The following is a 15,580-nucleotide window of genomic DNA, read 5'->3' on the forward strand; positions in this document are numbered from 1 at the left end:
CTTGATCGGAGAATCCTTAGTATTGTTTTTCATTAAACCCGAATAAAAACCAAAACCTTGCCAAAAACAAAGACCTGTAAGAATAATCGTTAATTAATAAACGGCTGAAGAAATCTCCTACAGAAAATACAGAAAAATTACGACTATCAATTTAATGAAATCATAAATAACCCGCCAGCCGAGCCACGTTGGAATCGTGGCAGGCAAGAGCACACCAGCTCAATAAATAAAAATAATATAGAGGGGCGCAAGATAGACTTGAGCAAACAGAATTACAATCACTTGTTACAATTGACAGCGCCTGACTTGAGGAACTTTCTTGATATGTTTCATTTGCGAAAACCGCCCACAGAGATGAGCGGCTGCGTGCGAGAAAGAGTCGCGCCAGCAGGAACAGGCTTGGCGCTATCCGCTTCTGCCGGTTGCAAGGTCATCTACCACTACACCCCGGCGCAGGCCGAATACCGCTGCGGTCGTCAGACCCACAATCCCCATGACCAGGCTGTAAAGCACGCAAACCCAGATATTCCAGGGCATCAGCGCGATGAGCAGCAATGGCGTGGTACTCGCCCAAAAAGCGTAGGCAATGTTGTAAGTGAACGAGATGCCTGACACACGAATGTTCGCAGGGAACAGTCCGACCATCACCGAAGGCACCACGCCGACAACCCCGCAGGCCAGCCCTGCAATGGCGTAGGCGATACCCAGCGGCATCCATTGCTGGATGAGGCTGGCGTAAAGCACGCCTATACCCAGCGGCAGCAGCAGGCTGTAGATGATGACCCCGCGCCACGCACCGATGCGGTCAACCAGCATGCCTGCCAGCACGCAGCCGATATTGAGGAAGACGATGCCCACTGCGCTCAGGGCGAAGGTATTGCTGGCGCTGATCACGAAGCGCTGCTGCATGACCGTCGGGATAATCACCACCAGCACGACCACCGCGGACGTCAGCACAAACGTCAACAGCGCGGCAGGCAGCAAGGATTGGCGATGATCGCGCAGGACCTGGCCAAGCGGCAGTGCAGGCAGGTTTTCACGCTGGGCGTGCATGGCAATGAACACTGGCGTTTCGTTCAGCCAGCGACGCAGCCAGACGCCCACTACACCGAAAACGCCGCCAAGCAGAAACGGAATGCGCCACGCCCAGTCAAGGATCTCACCCGGGCTGAAGACCCTTGCCAGCCATGTTGCGGTCAGCGCACCGAGCAGGTATCCAAACGTCAGACCGGCTTGCAAAACCCCGAGTGCGTAGCCGCGATGCCCCTGGGGTGCGTGCTCTGCCACGAAGACCCAGGCACTGGGTACCTCGCCGCCGACCGCTGCGCCCTGCAGAATGCGTAACGCCAGCAGCACCAGCGGCGCCCAGTAACCAATCTGTGCGTAGGTGGGCATGATGCCGATCAGCAGACAAGGCAGGGCCATCATCAGAATACTCAGGCTGAACACCCGCTTGCGTCCCAGCCGGTCGGCAAAATGCGCCATCAGAATGCCGCCCAGCGGACGTGCGAGATAGCCTGTCACGAAGATCCCGAAGCTTTGCAGCAGACGCAGCCACTCGGGCATGTCGGGCGGAAAAAACAGCTGGCTGAGGGTCAGCGCAAAGAATACGAAGATAATGAAGTCGTAGATTTCCAGCGCGCCACCCAACGCCGCAAGACCCAGGGTCTTGTAGTCGGCTCTGCTGAAGGGCTGGGGAGTGGATTGAACGATGGCCGTCATGAAGCCCCCGAAACATGGCTGAAAAAAGCGCCTGGCGCTCACAGGGCGCGAAGAATAGCAAAGCTTGCGGGCGCACTGATACGGAGCTGAGGCCTGTAGCGGGAACGATGATCGCAACTATCGTGCGGCGCTCCGCGTCGCATGTCGTTTCTGGACGCTCCGCGTCCTCTTGACGACGCAGAGCGTCATGAACTTCACTCCCACGCTGGAGCGTGAGGAACGATCACTTCAACTATCGTGCGGCGCCCCGCGTCGCATGCCATTTCTGGACGCTCCGCGTCCTCTTGACGACGCAGAGCGTCGTGAACCGCACTCCCACGCTGGAGCGTGTGGAACGAGAATCCCGACGATCGTGCCAACGCTCCGTGCAGTAGAGCCCGTCCACTAAAAGTTGACGGTGGCCGACAATCTTGCCGTTCTGGGTGCGCCCATGAATAGGTAGTCGTCACCCAGATACTCCCCGGCATCACGCCAGTAGCGTTTGTCGAAGAGGTTGTCGACGGTCAGGCGCACGACAGTGTCGTAGCCGCTGATTCGGGTGCTGTAACGGCTGCCGATATTGAACAGTGTGTAGTCATTGACCTGCACGGAGCCTTCACGGTCAGCGTACTTGCTGGCGCTGTACTGCATCCCGCCGAGTAAGGCGAGCCCGGGCACCGGCAGGCTATAGTCCGCTTGCAGGGTGCCACGGTATTTGGGCACATTGAGGGCCTGATGATCGTCATAGGCCTCGGTGCCGCTGTCTTCAACGCGCGCCCGGACGGCCGCCGCACTGGCGGATATCTGCAGGCGGTCGGTCACCCAGCCACTCGCGCCCAGTTCAAGCCCGGTGTTTTTCTGCTCGCCTTGCTGCACATAGGTAAACGTGCCGTCATCGTTGGGCCTGGAATACTGGTAAGCCTGACGGGCTTGAAACACTGCGGCCGTCAGGCTCATACGCTGCCAGTCATACTTGATACCCGCTTCCAGTTGTCGAGACACGGTGGGCGCAAGAATTTCACTGGCGTTGGTAGTGAACCAGGCAGCTGTCCCGCCCAGCGAGAGGCCTTTGCTGTAGCTGGTGTAGAGCGAAACGTTGTCCACCGGTTTGTAGATCAATGCCGCCTGCGGCAGGAACACGTAACGCTCGGTGTGTCTTGCGTCGCTGCCGTCTTCGGTAAACGCCTGCTCGTCGAGCCGCACTTGTCGCCCGCCCAGCACGGTCTGCCAGTGCTCGTTGAAACTGATCCGGTCGGTGATAAACAGCCCGTACTGGCGGCTGTCCAGACGGCGCTCGGTATGTGGCAGTGTCAAAGGCGACGGTGCCACCGATTCAGGCGACTCGTTGATCGTGCCCGAGCCGACGAATTCATTGAAGGTCCCGCGCGTGTCCACGGTGCGGCGGTAGGCGCTGGTGCCGAAGGTCAGCTCGTGCCCCAGTGATCCGGTATTGAACGTACCGGACATTGCCGCTTCGACCTCGTCGTTACGGCGCGTGTCGTCCGGGCTGCGGAAGTCGTAGATGTCGTAGCCACCCTCGGCGCCGAAGTGGTTGGGTACCGCTTCGGCTGCGCAGCTGGCCGAGCCGTAACAGCCCCACGCAAAGGCGCTGTAGTCATCAATGACCACGCGACTGCGCGACGCACTCAGGCTGCCCTTCCAGCTGTCGTTGAACCGGTATTCGAAACGCCCGCTCATGTTCAGCGAGTCGATGCCCACCGGATTGGACCAGTTTGACACCACCGGGCTCTGAAACGCCGCTCTGCAAGCCGGACAGCCCCTTGAGCAACTCGACCTGCTGCTTGTTCTCCAGCGCCACGTTCTGCTCGCCGGCAATGCTGCGGCCGTTGATGCGATAACTGTTGGCCGCGTTCAATGAGAAGCCGCGCACCACAAAGTTTTCGTAATAGCCTACCGGCGCATAGCCGTCGCCGACCGAGGCATCGTTGCGCAGCACGTCACTCAGCAGTTTTGCCTGACGGTCCTTGATCAGCGCTTCGCTGAACACTGAAACCGAGGCAGGCGTATCCAGCAGCGAAGCCTGATCAAACCCGTAAATCGACGCCCGACCAGCTTTATAGTCGCTGGCACCTTCCTGTTCGCTGAACCCGGTCACGTTGACCGCGTCCAGAGTGAGCGGATCCGCAGCCATTAGCTGCGAGGCAACAGCCATGCCCAACGGTAACAATCGCCAGGCATGACGCATGGCAGGTCGGTAGGGCGTACTCATCGATCAGACTCCGCAAGGACAGGTGCCTGGACAGACGCGATGCACCTTCCGGCAGGGGGCCAACCTTTTACGTTCACTGCCGGTTTTTTCAACCTTTGCGTGACGGTCTGCCGGTAAACGAATGACGCGGAAAAACTCTACTTACGTATCAGGGAAAGAAGCCACCGCAAAAAACGTTGCGCACCGGAATAATTAAGCATGAATTAAGTAAGTGTGGCTAATCTGAATTCAACAAAACCGCTGAACCAATCAGCGTGTCACGAATCCATTGAAACAGATCAATCAGAAAGGAATACCCTATGAAACTTATGCCTGCCGTCTTCGCCGCTGTTGCCCTCACTGCTGTTGCAGGTGCCGCCCAGGCCGACGTTGGTCCCGATGAAGTGATCCGCCTTTACAAGTCTCAGGCATTGGGTGACTTTGAACAGTTCAACAAGCAGGCCGTTGCCAAGCACACAGGCTTCACGGTCCACGATACCGAGCTGGAAAAAGAACGCGACGGCCGCCTGGTCTATAAGATCGAACTGAAAGACGCCAAGGGTGTGGAATGGAACTACGACGTCGATGCCAAGACGGGCGAAGTGGTACGTGACGCAAAGGATAACTGATCCGACTGCCCCAACAGTTATCGCACCGAGAAACCATAAGAAAACTCCCACTACATTGTGGGAATTTTCTTTTTCAAAGCTTTAACAAGCTATTACTGAGCCAACCCGACTTTCAGTAACTTCCCCTTGTCTTCATCCGTCAACAAATACAAGTAACCGTCCGGCCCCTGACGCACATCGCGTATCCGCTGTTTCATGCCTTTCAACAGCCGTTCTTCATGAACGATCTTGTCGCCATCAAATTGCAGCCTGATCAATTCCTCAGTGGCCAGCGCGCCGATGAACAGATTGTGATCCCACGCCTTGAACAGGCTGTGGTCATAGAACGCCATACCGCTGATGCCCGGTGACACTTCCCAGACCTGAAACGGTACTTTTGTGCCTTCGACAAACTTGCCTTTGGCTTCCGGAATCGGCTCGCCCGAATAATTGATACCGTGGGTCGCAATCGGCCAGCCGTAATTCTGGCCACGTTCGATGATGTTCAATTCATCGCCGCCCTTGGGCCCATGCTCGTTGGTCCACAACGTACCGGTCCACGGGTTGAGCGCTGCGCCCTGCTGGTTGCGATGGCCGTAGGACCAGATCTCGGGCCGGACGTTTTTCTGCCCGACAAAAGGGTTGTCTTTCGGCACACTACCATCCGGATAGATACGTACGATCTTGCCTTGCAGCTTGTCCAGGTCTTGCGCAGTGGGACGATCGTTGTTCTCGCCCAGCGCGATAAACAGATAACCATCGCGATCGAATACCATCCGCGCGCCGAAGTGGTTGCCCACCGAGAGTTTTGGTTGCTGACGGAAGATAACCTCGAAGTCTTCCAGACGGGTCATGTCTTTGGACAGACGACCACGCCCTGCCGCAGTACCCGCAGTATCTCCCTCGGCAGCGGTTTTGCCACTGCCTTCGGAGTAGGTCAGGTAGACCATGCGGTCCTTGGCGAAGTCCGGGGAAAGCACGACGTCGAGCAGCCCACCCTGTTTTCTTGCCCAGACTTGCGGCACACCGGAAAGCGGCTCGGATAATTTGCCGTCCGCCGACACGATACGCAGGTTGCCGGAGCGCTCCGTCACCAGAATGCCCTGCTTGTCAGGCAGAAATGCCAGTGCCCATGGGTGATCCAGACCTTCGGCAACCGGGGTGACCGTGACGGTGCCTTGTTCGCTTTTGTAGGTTTCCGGGGCGGCGCTTGCCGTCAGCGGCAGGCTCAGAATGGCAGCAGCACACCAAGTGGCGATCAGGGTTTTTCTAAGCATGAGCGTTTCCTTATGCATTGAGTCGACGTCCCGCGGTGAAACGGGCTCGCTTGGTTGAAGATTCAGTTGGCGCGGCTGGGGTCGGTTGTCGGCGTAGAGGGACGCGGAGCATTCTGGCGCGTGGGGTAGCCGTTGCCGATACCGCCGTTCTCCAGCGTAGGCCTGCGCACAGGCGGCGCAATATTGGAGCCGGGCGCGCGGGGCGTGATTGACTCGGTGCCCTGACGGCTGTTGGGGTTGGAGCGCTTGATCGGGCTGTTATAGGGGTTGCTGCTGGCGCCGTTGTTGAGTGTGCTGTTTGGCAGTGTCTGCGCCTGAACAGCACCGATGCCACATGACGCAACCAGCACGCCCCCTACAAGATTGCGCAAAAAACTGTTCATCACTACCTCTTGGCAAAGGTGAAACTGCGGGGTAACCGTGAAGACTCAGGCCTTTGACGGCAGCCCAGGCCTCAGGTTCGACCCGACAGTGTCGATGAGCAAGCATAGCGGTGTGAGAGTTTGTAACAAGGATGGTCAAAGCGCGTACCTTCAGCCATGCGCGACGCCACGCAGGCTTGGCCCTGGCGCAGGGCAAGGAAGCGCCACGCACAGGTCACACATCGTGGTTTGCGGGCGTATCTACGCCGACTTCAAAGGCATCCTGAACGTGAAGACAGTACCCTGCTCTTGTGTCGAGCACACTTCAAGCGTACCGCCATGCGCCAGGGCTATTTCGCTGGCGATATAGAGCCCCAGGCCTAGCCCGGCTTGCGGCTCGTCAGTGATTGGCCGTGAGTAAGGGAGGAACAACTGCGAACGAACGGACTCGGGTATCGGCTCGCCCTGATTGGTAACGCTGAGTAGAAACAGATCACCGCGCACGCCCGCTGTCACCTCGACCGGGCTTTGGGGATCACCGTGACTGATCGCGTTGGACACCAGATTGGACAGCAATTGTGCGATCCGCTCGTGGTCGCAGCGAATACGCTCCAGCATCTTTATATCCGACTTGATCAGCCGGGACGGGTGAACGCGGCGTATCTCTGACACAACATGTTCAAGCGTTTCATCCAGCCTGTGTGCATCATGCATGCTCAGCGGAATACCATGCCCCATCCGGCCGCGGGCAAAGTCGAGCACGTCGTCGACCAGTTGTGAGGCGCGTTTGCCAGACGTCAGGATGTGTTGCACGACTTGCAGGGCCTTTTCATCCAGTGGCCGACGCAGCAGCAATTCGGCACTGGCATTGATGGCAAACAAAGGGTTGCGCAGGTCGTGCCCCAGAACGGCGATGAACTGCTCGCGCAGCTCTGCCACCTCACGCTCGGCCAGAAGGTCTTCACGCACTTGCTGCAGGTTTTCCTCGGCCTCGATCTGCAGTGCCAGAAGACGCGCAAAAGACGCCATCATCGACTCGATGGGGGTACCCGTCAGCTTGGCGGGTTTGGGGTCCAGCGCACAGATAGTGCCGAAAAAGGTGCCATTGGAGAGGAAGATCGGTACCGATATGTAACTCTGGAAGTTGTATAACCGCGGCGTATGGTGCTCACAAAACAGCGGATCCTCAGCGACATGATCAATCACCACAGCCTTGTGGGAGCTGCGAATCTCGTGGCAGATTGTGCTGCTGAGTTCCAGCTCGCCGCCGGGTTTCAAACCAAAATCCAGCTTGTCCAGAACCGCGCAAGCCATCCAGGTACTTTCGGTGACACGCGCCACGGCGGCAAAGCCCAGGCCGGTTGATTCGGTGATGACTTGCAGGATGGCCGGAACCGCGCTGATCCGGCTTATCTTGGCTACATCATTTGAAATGGATTGCCGCATGGAGAACCTGTATCAGCCTTGAGGTAATGGCGCAGCGTTTAGTTTAGGTCTGTAACGATCATTGTGCACCCGTGAATACGCCACGTTGACCGAAAAAAACCTGGCCGTACGTTCACTCATGCAGGAGGGCGCGGGAAGGCCACTGTGAACGTTGTACCCTCCTCAACCGACGAGCGAACCGTCACCTCACCCAGATGGGCTCGAACAATCTCACGAACAATGAACAGGCCAAGCCCGACTGTGCGGGTTTCGTCACTGTCGCTGACCACCCGTACGACCGGTTCGTACAGGTCGTCCACCTTCTCCATCGGTATGGGTTCGCCGACGTTGTGCACCGACAGCTTGATCAGCCAGGTATCGAAGGACGACGTGATCAAAACCTCGCTGCCGTCCGTGCCATAGTTGATGGCGTTGCTCACCAGATTGCCGAGCATTTGCAGGAGACGATCCGGATCCGCCGAGCACGCACCCTGTCCTTCGCTGCGATGCGTCAGCACCCTGTGCGGGAAAACCTGGCGCAGCTCTTCGACGCCTCGAGCAACAACCGCGTGCAGATCGATAGCCTGAGGGACCACGGCAATACCGCTGCCGACGCGGGCATGAGTAAAATCCAGCAGATCCACAATCATGCGGTCGGCCCGATCAGTGGAGTGGTGGATGTGCCCGAGGATTCGTTCTTGTCGCGACTCGAGTTGCGTGCGCTCCAGCAGCCCGGCCGCCATCTTGATTGCCGCCAGCGGGTTACGCAGGTCGTGGCTGACGATGCCAATCATCTGCTCGGCAAAAATGGCCCGTATTTCCGCCTCGGCGTGAGCCAGACGCAGGCGATTGCGTGCCGAGGTAAGTTCTGTCTGAACAGTCATCTGTTGCTGCAACAGCTCTTCGGCGATCTTGCGCGCAGCAAGCAGTTCACGTTCGTACTTGTTGCGCTCCTCGACCATGAACACCGCCACTTCATGCAAAACCCCGGTCGGATGCTCGCGGCGTACGGCATTGAGCATCATGGGAATGGCGCGGCCATCGGCATGGATCAATTCAACCTTGACCTCGGCAATCGACCCCTGGGTCTGTAACAGCGGCGCCCAATGGGTTTGCAGGAAGACTTTGCCTGCCAGACTCAGCAGGTCTTGAAGGCGGCGACCCAGAACAGTTTCACGCTCAAGGCCCAGCCAACGGCAGAACGTCAGATTGGCACGCTCAATGGTGCCATTGGGCAAGGTAACCAACAGACCGCAGGCCGCATGTTCGTACAGGTCTTCTGTCACTGGCAGACTCACCTGTTCAACCGTCCGCCAGAAACTGATTCATGGCGGTTATGCATTGCTGCGGCGCGCTCATGTGCGGGTAATGCCCAACATTGTCGATCATGTGCAAGGTGCTATCGGCAATGACACGGTGCAGGTACTCGCCAACCTGCACCGGCACCACCAGATCATCGCTGCTTTGCATGATCAGCGTCTTGCTTTTGAGTTTCGCGACATCGGCACGATGGTCGGAAAGAAAGGTTACGCGGGCAAACTGCCTGGCAATCTCGGCATTGGTACGACAGAAGCTGCTGGCAAGCTCTTCACCCAGTTCAGGCCGGTCAGAGGCGCCCATGAGTGTCGGCGCCATGGTGCTGGACCAGCCCAGGTAATTGCTTTCCAGCGTCTCAAGCAACGAGTCGATATCAGCGCGAGTGAAGCCGCCGACGTAATCACCGTCGTTGAGGTAATGGGGCGATGGACCCACCATGATATGGCCGTCGAACCGGCCGGGCGACTGCAGTTCAGCAAGCACCGCAATCATGCAACTGACCGAATGACCGACATGCACAACCGGGCCGTTTCCGGCGAACTCGTCGACCAGTTCCAGCAAGTCGCTTGCATAGCCCTTGAGCGACGCATATTTGTGCGGGTACCAGGCCGACACGTCGGAATCTCCGTTGCCTACCAGGTCGAACAGAATAACCTTGAAGCGTTCGGCGAAGTGCGGAGCCATGAAGCGCCACATGTGCTGATCACAGCCGAATCCATGAGCAAAAATCAGAGTGGCCGGTCCGTCGCCCACGATATTGACGTTATTGCGCTGTTGGACCGACATATCGGGCTCCGAAAATAACCAGGCAACCGGCCTGTTGTGCATACCGTAATGATGATGAGAGGAGATTATCACCGTTAAAGGCACACTAGTGGCACAAACAGCACTTTAAGTCCGGAGCGGAAGAAGATTATTGATCGATGATCAGGGTCGGGGCATTGAGGCCTGAGCGTCGGTTATGCACGCTGCCTCGCCAGGCTGAGGATGTGTGACGCAGAATCTCACCAAAGGCATGCCAACGCAGAGCATTGGCACGGCAGGCAAGTATCGCGATGACTATTGTGGCAATTGCGCTGGTCCGAGCCCGTTCTCGGACTCATGACCTGGAGGTTTCACCCCCCTTACTCGCCGATATCTTCGTTCCACAACTCAGGCTTGCTGGCGATGAAGCCCTGCATCATGTGCTTGCACTCCTGGTTATCAAGCACCTCGATCTGCACGCCACGCGAGCGTAGGAGTTCTTCCTCGCCCATGAACGACTGGTTCTCGCCGACGATCACCTTGCGAATGCCGTAGAGCAGGATCGCCCCGCTGCACATCGCACAAGGAGACAGCGTGGTATAGAGCACCGCGTCACGGTACACGCGGGCCGGTTGGCGACCGGCGTTTTCGAGGGCATCCATTTCGCCGTGCCTGGTTGCACTGCCCTCTTGCACACGGCGGTTATGCCCCCGACCAATGATCTTGCCCTCGTGAACAATGACCGAACCGATGGGGATTCCACCTTCTTTCAGCCCTAGTTGTGCCTCATCGATTGCAGCCTGCATGAATGCGTCCATGGTTTTGCCTCATATCATCGAATGGATGTCAGCGTTGCAGTGCTGCCTGAGCGTTGCCCAGCGCACGACTTACGAATTGTCCCAGCAGCTCCGAGGACCGGGCTTTCATGTCGGCACTGACCTGGGTGTTTCTGGCTCTGAATCTGCTCACCAGGTAAGGCGAGTCCTCGCCCTGATTGAGCGAACGCAATTCCTCGGCCGTAAATGAATGGGCATAGGCCGCTGCCAGATTGCGGTCCCATTGCGATTGATACTCAGGTTGCAGGCGCTGCAACTCTTTTTGCACCAGTTCCTGAGCTTCGGTCTTGCCAATTGCTTGCACGATACCGGCAAACGTCGCTGTGCGCGAGGCGACCTGATAACCCAGCCACGCCAGACCTTCGCCCAGATTTCGCTGTTCCACCAACGCCAGCGCCATGTCATCCGCTTCTTCAGCATTGACCGGGTGCATCGCGTCCAGGCACAGGCAGGCCATGAGTGCCAGACAGGTCTGCCACGCACCTCGCGAGCCCTGGATGTAATCAGCCATGGCTCCTCCTGAGCATGAATTGACTGAGCCCTGAACTTAACAGCTCGGCAGGGCTTTACCACCCGACACGTCGTATACCGGCCATTGATGACGTTATCAGCTATGCCCCTTCCATGATCCTTGCAGCGCAACAGTCACAGACTGTGACTGACTTTGGCGGCAACATCGGCTGGCAACCAGGCTTTCCAGACCTCAGGGTGCTGTTTGAGGAACCTGGCGGCGGCCACGCCGGGGTCCTCATGTTTGTCACTCATTTCACCCAATGTCCGGTTGAGCAGATCAATCGGGAAATCGACGTTTTTGAAAACACTCACCAACTCAGGGTATTCTGCCGACACACCAATAGACAGCTTCGCCGCCAGCGAAGAGGTGCCACGCGGGTTGGGATTACTGGCGTCGGTCAGGGTTTTCCAGGCTTCTGCATCGAAAGCGGGCTCTTCCAGCTTGATCAGCTTGTACTTGCCCAGCAGGGGTGTGGGTGACCAGTAATAGAACAGCACTGGCTTGCCACGCCGTATGGCCGATGCGACTTCGGCGTCCAGCGCCGCGCCCGAGCCGGTGCGAAAGTTGACGAAGCTGTCTGTCAAGCCATAAGCCTTGAGCTTTTGGGTGTTGACGATCTCCGAAGTCCAACCGCTCGGGCTGTTCAGAAAACGGCCCTTGTCGGGCGATTCAGGGTCTTTGAAAACGTCCTTGTAGCGCGCCAGGTCAGCGACAGACTTCAGTCGGGCGCTACAGGTTTGATACCTTTGGCGGCATCGCCCTTGATCACGTACTCAGGCACCCACCAGCCTTCGGTCGCGCCTTTGACGATGTTGCCCAGACCGAGCACCTTACCGTCAGCTTCAGCCTTGACCCACACCGGGCTGCGTCCGGTCCACTCTTCAGCGATCACCTGAATGTCGTTTTTTGCCAGCGCGGTTTCCAGGCTGACGGTGCTGCCGGGCAAGGTATCAGTACGGTAGCCATAGCCTTTCTCGACAAGGGTACGCAGCACCTCGGTGATCAGGCTGCCACTTTCCCAAGTGAGCGCACCGAACTGGATAAGCGCGTTTTTTTCAGCCGCCCCTGCTGTCTGCCCAAGCAGCCCTAGCCCCAGCGCCAGAAGTGAACAGCCCAATAGTCGTGTTATCGATTTCATGCTCACCTCAAATGGCGCGAAAAAAAAACGGGTCTGAAACTATCGACAGCAGCCCTTGGCGATTAGTTGTCACGGCTTTAGCCTCTGTATGATGCGCAGCCCACGTACCGAGCCCGTCCGCGATGTCTGAAATCCGCTTTTACCCGTTACCCGATGCGTGCCGCCCGCTGCTGGGCAAGTTTTACCGCGAGCATCAGTCATCGATGCGTGCGGCCAGCAAGGGGCAGGCGTGGGTGGCGAAGCAGGCAGAAATCATCGGTGCCTTGTGCCTGACGCCCGTCGCTGAGGGACATTGGCTGACCGGGCTGTTCGTAGCGCCCCCCATGCGCGGGAAGACAGTGGCGCGAAGCTTGATCGATGCCGCGCTGCAACCGCTGGCCGGGCCGGTGTGGCTGTTCTGCCATCCGGATTTGCTGGTTTTTTACCAACTTGCCGGGTTTGAGACAGCACAACGTCTGCCACACACCCTCGGCGAGAAATTCATGCGCTACAGCCGCAGCAAACCGCTGATTGCGCTCTGTCGGGAAGCCTGACGGTTTTGCAGAGCCGCCGGAAGATCACTCATCGGCATTGGGGTCCATGTCCGGGAAAATTACGTCCATGAAGCCGAACTTGCTGAAATCGGTAATGCGCGACGGGTAGAGACGACCAATCAGGTGGTCGCATTCATGCTGCACGACCCGCGCATGAAATCCATGGGCAACACGCTCGATCCGCTGGCCGTCAGGGTCGAAACCTTCGTAGCGAATGCTCTGGTAACGGTTCACCATACCCCGTAACCCCGGCACCGACAGACACCCTTCCCAACCTTCTTCCAGGCTCGGGTTCAATGGGGTAATCAGCGGGTTGAGCAGGATGGTCTGAGGGACCGCCTCGGCCTGGGGATAGCGCTCACTGCGCTCGAAACCGAAAATGACCAGTTGCAGATCAATGCCGATCTGCGGTGCGGCAAGGCCCACACCGCCCACGCTGTGCATGGTCTCGAACATATCGGCAATCAGCGTGTTGAGTTCGCTGCTGCCGAACATGTCTGCGGGCACCGGAGGGGCGATGCGCAACAGGCGCTCATCGCCCATTTTCAGGATGCTACGGATCATGGCTGCGTGTTCCTTGCCTAAAAAGCAATCTTGCCACAGAACGCGATCAGGTTTCGTCAGCCTTCTGCAGTGGCACCGAGTGATCGCGGCCCAGGCCGGAAACGTGCTGTTTGCCTGTTTCGCTGCTTTCCTCGCCCAGCCCGTCACCGGCTTCCTTCTCGCCTGCGTCCTTGCCTTCGGCGGACATATGTTCGATCACCGCATTCATTTCAGCCCCCAATAACAGCACGGCAGCCGAAATGTAGAAGTACAGCAGCAGGACAATGATCGCGCCGATACTGCCGTACATGGCGTTGTAATCGGCAAAGGTCTTGACGTAAAAACCAAACGCCAGTGAAGCAACGATCCATACCACCACCGCCAGCACCGAGCCTGGGGTAATAAAGCGAAACTCCTGTTTGACGTCAGGCATCACGTAATAGATCAGCGCCACCGCAACCATCAGCAGAATGATGATCGCCGGCCAGCGCAGGATGGTCCACAGCGTCACGATGAAGTCTTCCATGCCGATCTGGGCTGCAATCCAGTTCATCACTTGCGGCCCCAGCACCATGAAAGCTGCGGCCGCGAGCAACATGCCGGCAATGCCTACGGTATACAGGATCGACAGCGGGAGGCGCTTCCAGATAGGCCGCCCTTCGACCACGTCGTAGGCAGCGTTCATGGCACTCATCATCAGGCGCACACCTGCTGAAGCAGTCCACAGCGCGATCACGATACCGATGGACAGCAGGCCACCCTTGGACTGTTGCAACTGGTCGATGACCGGGTTGACCTGCTCGAGCGCCTGGGGCGGCAAGAGGAATTCCGATTGCAGCCGCAACCAGGAAAAAAAGTCCGGCAGGTGCAGAAAGCCGATCAATGCGATCAGAAACAGCAGAAACGGAAACAGAGAGAACAGCATCTGATAAGCCAGTGCCGAGGCGTAGGTGGACATCTCGTCGTCGAGGAACTCGTTGACGGTTCTCACCAGCACCTTGCTGACTTTCAATTTACGCAAATGGGGGAAAATCATGGCGCTTCCTCTCGCTCCCTTACTGGAAAACCTCACATCCTGAAAACCGGTACTTCATGCATGCAGTGTCCCGTATGTGGCGCAGAGATGCGAATACCGATGGCACATTGACTGGACAGGTCGTGAAAGGTTTCAGTCCCGCAGAGCAGAAAGCATAACGGCCATCCGCGGATGGCCGTTATCGGTCTTGCCTGATCCCGGAATGAAAGCCCCGGGCCCCATCGACTCAAGCCTTGTCCACGCCCTTCTTGATCGCGTCCTTGGCTTTGCCTTTGGCTTGCTGGCCTTCGCCTTTCAGCTCTTGCGCCTTGCCTTCAGCCCGCAGTTTGGTGTTGTCGGTAGCCTTGCCAACAGCCTGCTTGACGTTACCAACGGCTTCGTTGGCCATACCTTTGGCTTTAGCTCATCGTGAATCTCCTGGGTCTGAAGACCGCGCTGGAATCGGATGTCGTACTCGACAAAATGGTTGACCTGCGGCTGTCGCGAAGAGTTTCAACTATTTTCTGGCCGGCTGATGCCACTCGTCTGCCATTTGCAATGGCGCGTTTTTAGCGCCGCCGACGGCGAGTTTGCATCGAAGTTTGTGCGAGAATGCGCGCCACTGTTGTCCGGCAGGGCCGACACGCTGAACAAACCGATGCACAGGAACGTTATGAAACTCGATAAAAAGCTGGCCATTGCACGCAGAAACCAGGACTTGGACGGCGCGGTGCTCGGCGTCAATAACACGCACTTCGCCGTGCTGGACCCAAAAAGAAACATCTGGTGGTTCGACCTGCCTGTGCCGCGCCTGCAAGTGGGTCAGTACGAATGGCTGCACTTGCTGCTGCACACACCTGAAACCGACCAGTTGCTGCACCTGAAAGTGACCACGGTGTTCATGCGCGATCACATGGAAGGCCTTGAAGTGCGCAATGCGGACAAACGCAAGCCGACCGTCAGCCTGGAGCTGAGCGCCGACAAGGATTCATTCCTCAAGGACATGCGCCCCAAGGGCAGCAACCTGGGTTTTGCCGCCTTCTTGCAAAAATAGCTCCACCAGCAGTCGTCACGTTCCCGCACGGCTCGGGATGAAAGTTGCCAATCGGCAACCTCATCCCGGCCTGCCGCTTCACGTAAACCGACGCACCGCCAGATACCCCGCCGTCCCGGCCAATGCCGATACCACTGTGCCCCACGCAAGGTCCACCAGCGCCAGTTGCGCAGGCCAGCCCTGCAAGGTGGCCCAGTTGGTCAGGTCATAAGTGCCGTAGGCAACCAGCCCCAGCAGGCCACTGAACAGGGCAGCCCGCGGCTGCAAATTGTGGGATTTTGAAATCGGTTATCATAGCCGAAAT

The 15,580-nt window shown here is 57.7% G+C and carries 14 protein-coding genes and 3 pseudogenes; 3 read left to right on the forward strand and 14 right to left on the reverse strand.

Features of this window, described 5'->3' with window-relative positions:
- Window positions 1-405: 405 nt before the first annotated feature.
- Together ALO64_RS14570 and ALO64_RS14575 are read right to left on the reverse strand one after the other, a co-directional pair.
- Window positions 406-1,722: an MFS transporter gene (locus ALO64_RS14570; protein WP_044345009.1), complete on the reverse strand. Its 1,317-nt coding sequence runs from the start codon at window positions 1,720-1,722 to the stop codon at window positions 406-408.
- A 384-nt stretch (window positions 1,723-2,106) separates the two neighbouring features.
- A pseudogene (locus ALO64_RS14575) lies at window positions 2,107-3,931 on the reverse strand (TonB-dependent siderophore receptor).
- Window positions 3,932-4,230: 299 nt separating this feature from the next.
- Between ALO64_RS14575 and ALO64_RS14580 the strand changes: the two are divergent.
- Window positions 4,231-4,539, forward strand: a complete 309-nt coding sequence (locus ALO64_RS14580; protein ID WP_004657615.1) for a PepSY domain-containing protein — start codon at window positions 4,231-4,233, stop codon at window positions 4,537-4,539.
- Between the two features lie 92 nt (window positions 4,540-4,631).
- On the opposite strand, the gene ALO64_RS14585 is transcribed toward ALO64_RS14580, so the two are convergent.
- From ALO64_RS14585 to ALO64_RS14620, 8 genes and pseudogenes are all read right to left on the reverse strand, one after another.
- Window positions 4,632-5,795, reverse strand: a complete 1,164-nt coding sequence (locus ALO64_RS14585) for a PQQ-dependent sugar dehydrogenase (protein WP_002552538.1) — start codon at window positions 5,793-5,795, stop codon at window positions 4,632-4,634.
- Between the two features lie 62 nt (window positions 5,796-5,857).
- On the reverse strand, window positions 5,858-6,178 hold the full coding sequence (locus ALO64_RS14590) for a hypothetical protein (protein WP_002552537.1): 321 nt from the start codon (window positions 6,176-6,178) through the stop codon (window positions 5,858-5,860).
- 240 nt (window positions 6,179-6,418) lie between these two features.
- Window positions 6,419-7,603 (reverse strand): GAF domain-containing sensor histidine kinase, encoded by a 1,185-nt coding sequence (locus ALO64_RS14595; RefSeq protein ID WP_044345010.1) that lies wholly within the window; start codon window positions 7,601-7,603, stop codon window positions 6,419-6,421.
- Between the two features lie 116 nt (window positions 7,604-7,719).
- On the reverse strand, window positions 7,720-8,907 hold the full coding sequence (locus ALO64_RS14600; RefSeq protein ID WP_044345011.1) for a PAS domain-containing sensor histidine kinase: 1,188 nt from the start codon (window positions 8,905-8,907) through the stop codon (window positions 7,720-7,722).
- Window positions 8,885-9,685, reverse strand: a complete 801-nt coding sequence (locus tag ALO64_RS14605; protein ID WP_044345012.1) for an alpha/beta fold hydrolase — start codon at window positions 9,683-9,685, stop codon at window positions 8,885-8,887. The genes ALO64_RS14600 and ALO64_RS14605 overlap by 23 nt, the downstream gene beginning before the upstream one ends.
- Window positions 9,686-10,023: 338 nt before the next feature.
- Entirely contained in the window at window positions 10,024-10,461 is a 438-nt protein-coding gene (locus ALO64_RS14610) for a nucleoside deaminase (protein WP_002554393.1), read from the reverse strand.
- A 28-nt stretch (window positions 10,462-10,489) separates the two neighbouring features.
- The gene (locus ALO64_RS14615) at window positions 10,490-10,990 is read right to left on the reverse strand and encodes a hypothetical protein (RefSeq protein WP_010213159.1); all 501 of its coding nucleotides are present in this window, start codon (window positions 10,988-10,990) and stop codon (window positions 10,490-10,492) included.
- A 134-nt stretch (window positions 10,991-11,124) separates the two neighbouring features.
- A pseudogene (locus ALO64_RS14620) lies at window positions 11,125-12,131 on the reverse strand (ABC transporter substrate-binding protein).
- Between the two features lie 122 nt (window positions 12,132-12,253).
- Between ALO64_RS14620 and ALO64_RS14625 the strand changes: the two are divergent.
- Window positions 12,254-12,664, forward strand: coding sequence for a GNAT family N-acetyltransferase (locus tag ALO64_RS14625; RefSeq protein WP_044345013.1), 411 nt, complete (start codon window positions 12,254-12,256; stop codon window positions 12,662-12,664).
- A gap of 24 nt (window positions 12,665-12,688) precedes the next feature.
- Here the strand turns inward: ALO64_RS14625 and def are convergent, their stop codons facing one another.
- The 3 genes from def to ALO64_RS24430 all read right to left on the reverse strand — a co-directional run bounded on the left by def (window position 12,689) and on the right by ALO64_RS24430 (window position 14,631).
- Entirely contained in the window at window positions 12,689-13,228 is a 540-nt protein-coding gene (def, locus tag ALO64_RS14630) for a peptide deformylase (protein WP_044345014.1), read from the reverse strand.
- Between the two features lie 46 nt (window positions 13,229-13,274).
- Window positions 13,275-14,243: a YihY/virulence factor BrkB family protein gene (locus ALO64_RS14635; RefSeq protein WP_002554398.1), complete on the reverse strand. Its 969-nt coding sequence runs from the start codon at window positions 14,241-14,243 to the stop codon at window positions 13,275-13,277.
- Window positions 14,244-14,469: 226 nt separating this feature from the next.
- Complete coding sequence (locus ALO64_RS24430) at window positions 14,470-14,631, reverse strand: CsbD family protein (RefSeq protein WP_052508585.1); 162 nt, start codon at window positions 14,629-14,631, stop codon at window positions 14,470-14,472.
- A 264-nt stretch (window positions 14,632-14,895) separates the two neighbouring features.
- Here ALO64_RS24430 and ALO64_RS14640 point away from each other — a divergent pair, with 264 nt between their 5' ends.
- On the forward strand, window positions 14,896-15,276 hold the full coding sequence (locus ALO64_RS14640) for a hypothetical protein (protein ID WP_044345015.1): 381 nt from the start codon (window positions 14,896-14,898) through the stop codon (window positions 15,274-15,276).
- A 78-nt stretch (window positions 15,277-15,354) separates the two neighbouring features.
- Here ALO64_RS14640 and ALO64_RS14645 read toward each other — a convergent pair.
- Window positions 15,355-15,534, reverse strand: a pseudogene (locus tag ALO64_RS14645) (DUF2177 family protein); the annotation flags it as partial.
- Between the last annotated feature and the right edge of the window lie 46 nt (window positions 15,535-15,580).

It is taken from the genome of Pseudomonas meliae (assembly GCF_001400515.1).
GTDB lineage: Bacteria > Pseudomonadota > Gammaproteobacteria > Pseudomonadales > Pseudomonadaceae > Aquipseudomonas > Aquipseudomonas amygdali.

Coding starts and splice junctions, on each gene's coding strand:
- ALO64_RS14580 (WP_004657615.1), top strand. CDS start 4,231: ATGAAACTTATGCCTGCCGTCTTCGCCGCTGTTGCCCTCACTGCTGTT.
- ALO64_RS14570 (WP_044345009.1), bottom strand. CDS start 1,722: ATGACGGCCATCGTTCAATCCACTCCCCAGCCCTTCAGCAGAGCCGAC.
- ALO64_RS14625 (WP_044345013.1), top strand. CDS start 12,254: ATGTCTGAAATCCGCTTTTACCCGTTACCCGATGCGTGCCGCCCGCTG.
- ALO64_RS24430 (WP_052508585.1), bottom strand. CDS start 14,631: ATGGCCAACGAAGCCGTTGGTAACGTCAAGCAGGCTGTTGGCAAGGCT.
- ALO64_RS14610 (WP_002554393.1), bottom strand. CDS start 10,461: ATGGACGCATTCATGCAGGCTGCAATCGATGAGGCACAACTAGGGCTG.
- ALO64_RS14590 (WP_002552537.1), bottom strand. CDS start 6,178: ATGAACAGTTTTTTGCGCAATCTTGTAGGGGGCGTGCTGGTTGCGTCA.
- ALO64_RS14585 (WP_002552538.1), bottom strand. CDS start 5,795: ATGCTTAGAAAAACCCTGATCGCCACTTGGTGTGCTGCTGCCATTCTG.
- ALO64_RS14615 (WP_010213159.1), bottom strand. CDS start 10,990: ATGGCTGATTACATCCAGGGCTCGCGAGGTGCGTGGCAGACCTGTCTG.
- ALO64_RS14595 (WP_044345010.1), bottom strand. CDS start 7,603: ATGCGGCAATCCATTTCAAATGATGTAGCCAAGATAAGCCGGATCAGC.
- ALO64_RS14635 (WP_002554398.1), bottom strand. CDS start 14,243: ATGATTTTCCCCCATTTGCGTAAATTGAAAGTCAGCAAGGTGCTGGTG.
- ALO64_RS14640 (WP_044345015.1), top strand. CDS start 14,896: ATGAAACTCGATAAAAAGCTGGCCATTGCACGCAGAAACCAGGACTTG.
- def (WP_044345014.1), bottom strand. CDS start 13,228: ATGATCCGTAGCATCCTGAAAATGGGCGATGAGCGCCTGTTGCGCATC.
- ALO64_RS14605 (WP_044345012.1), bottom strand. CDS start 9,685: ATGTCGGTCCAACAGCGCAATAACGTCAATATCGTGGGCGACGGACCG.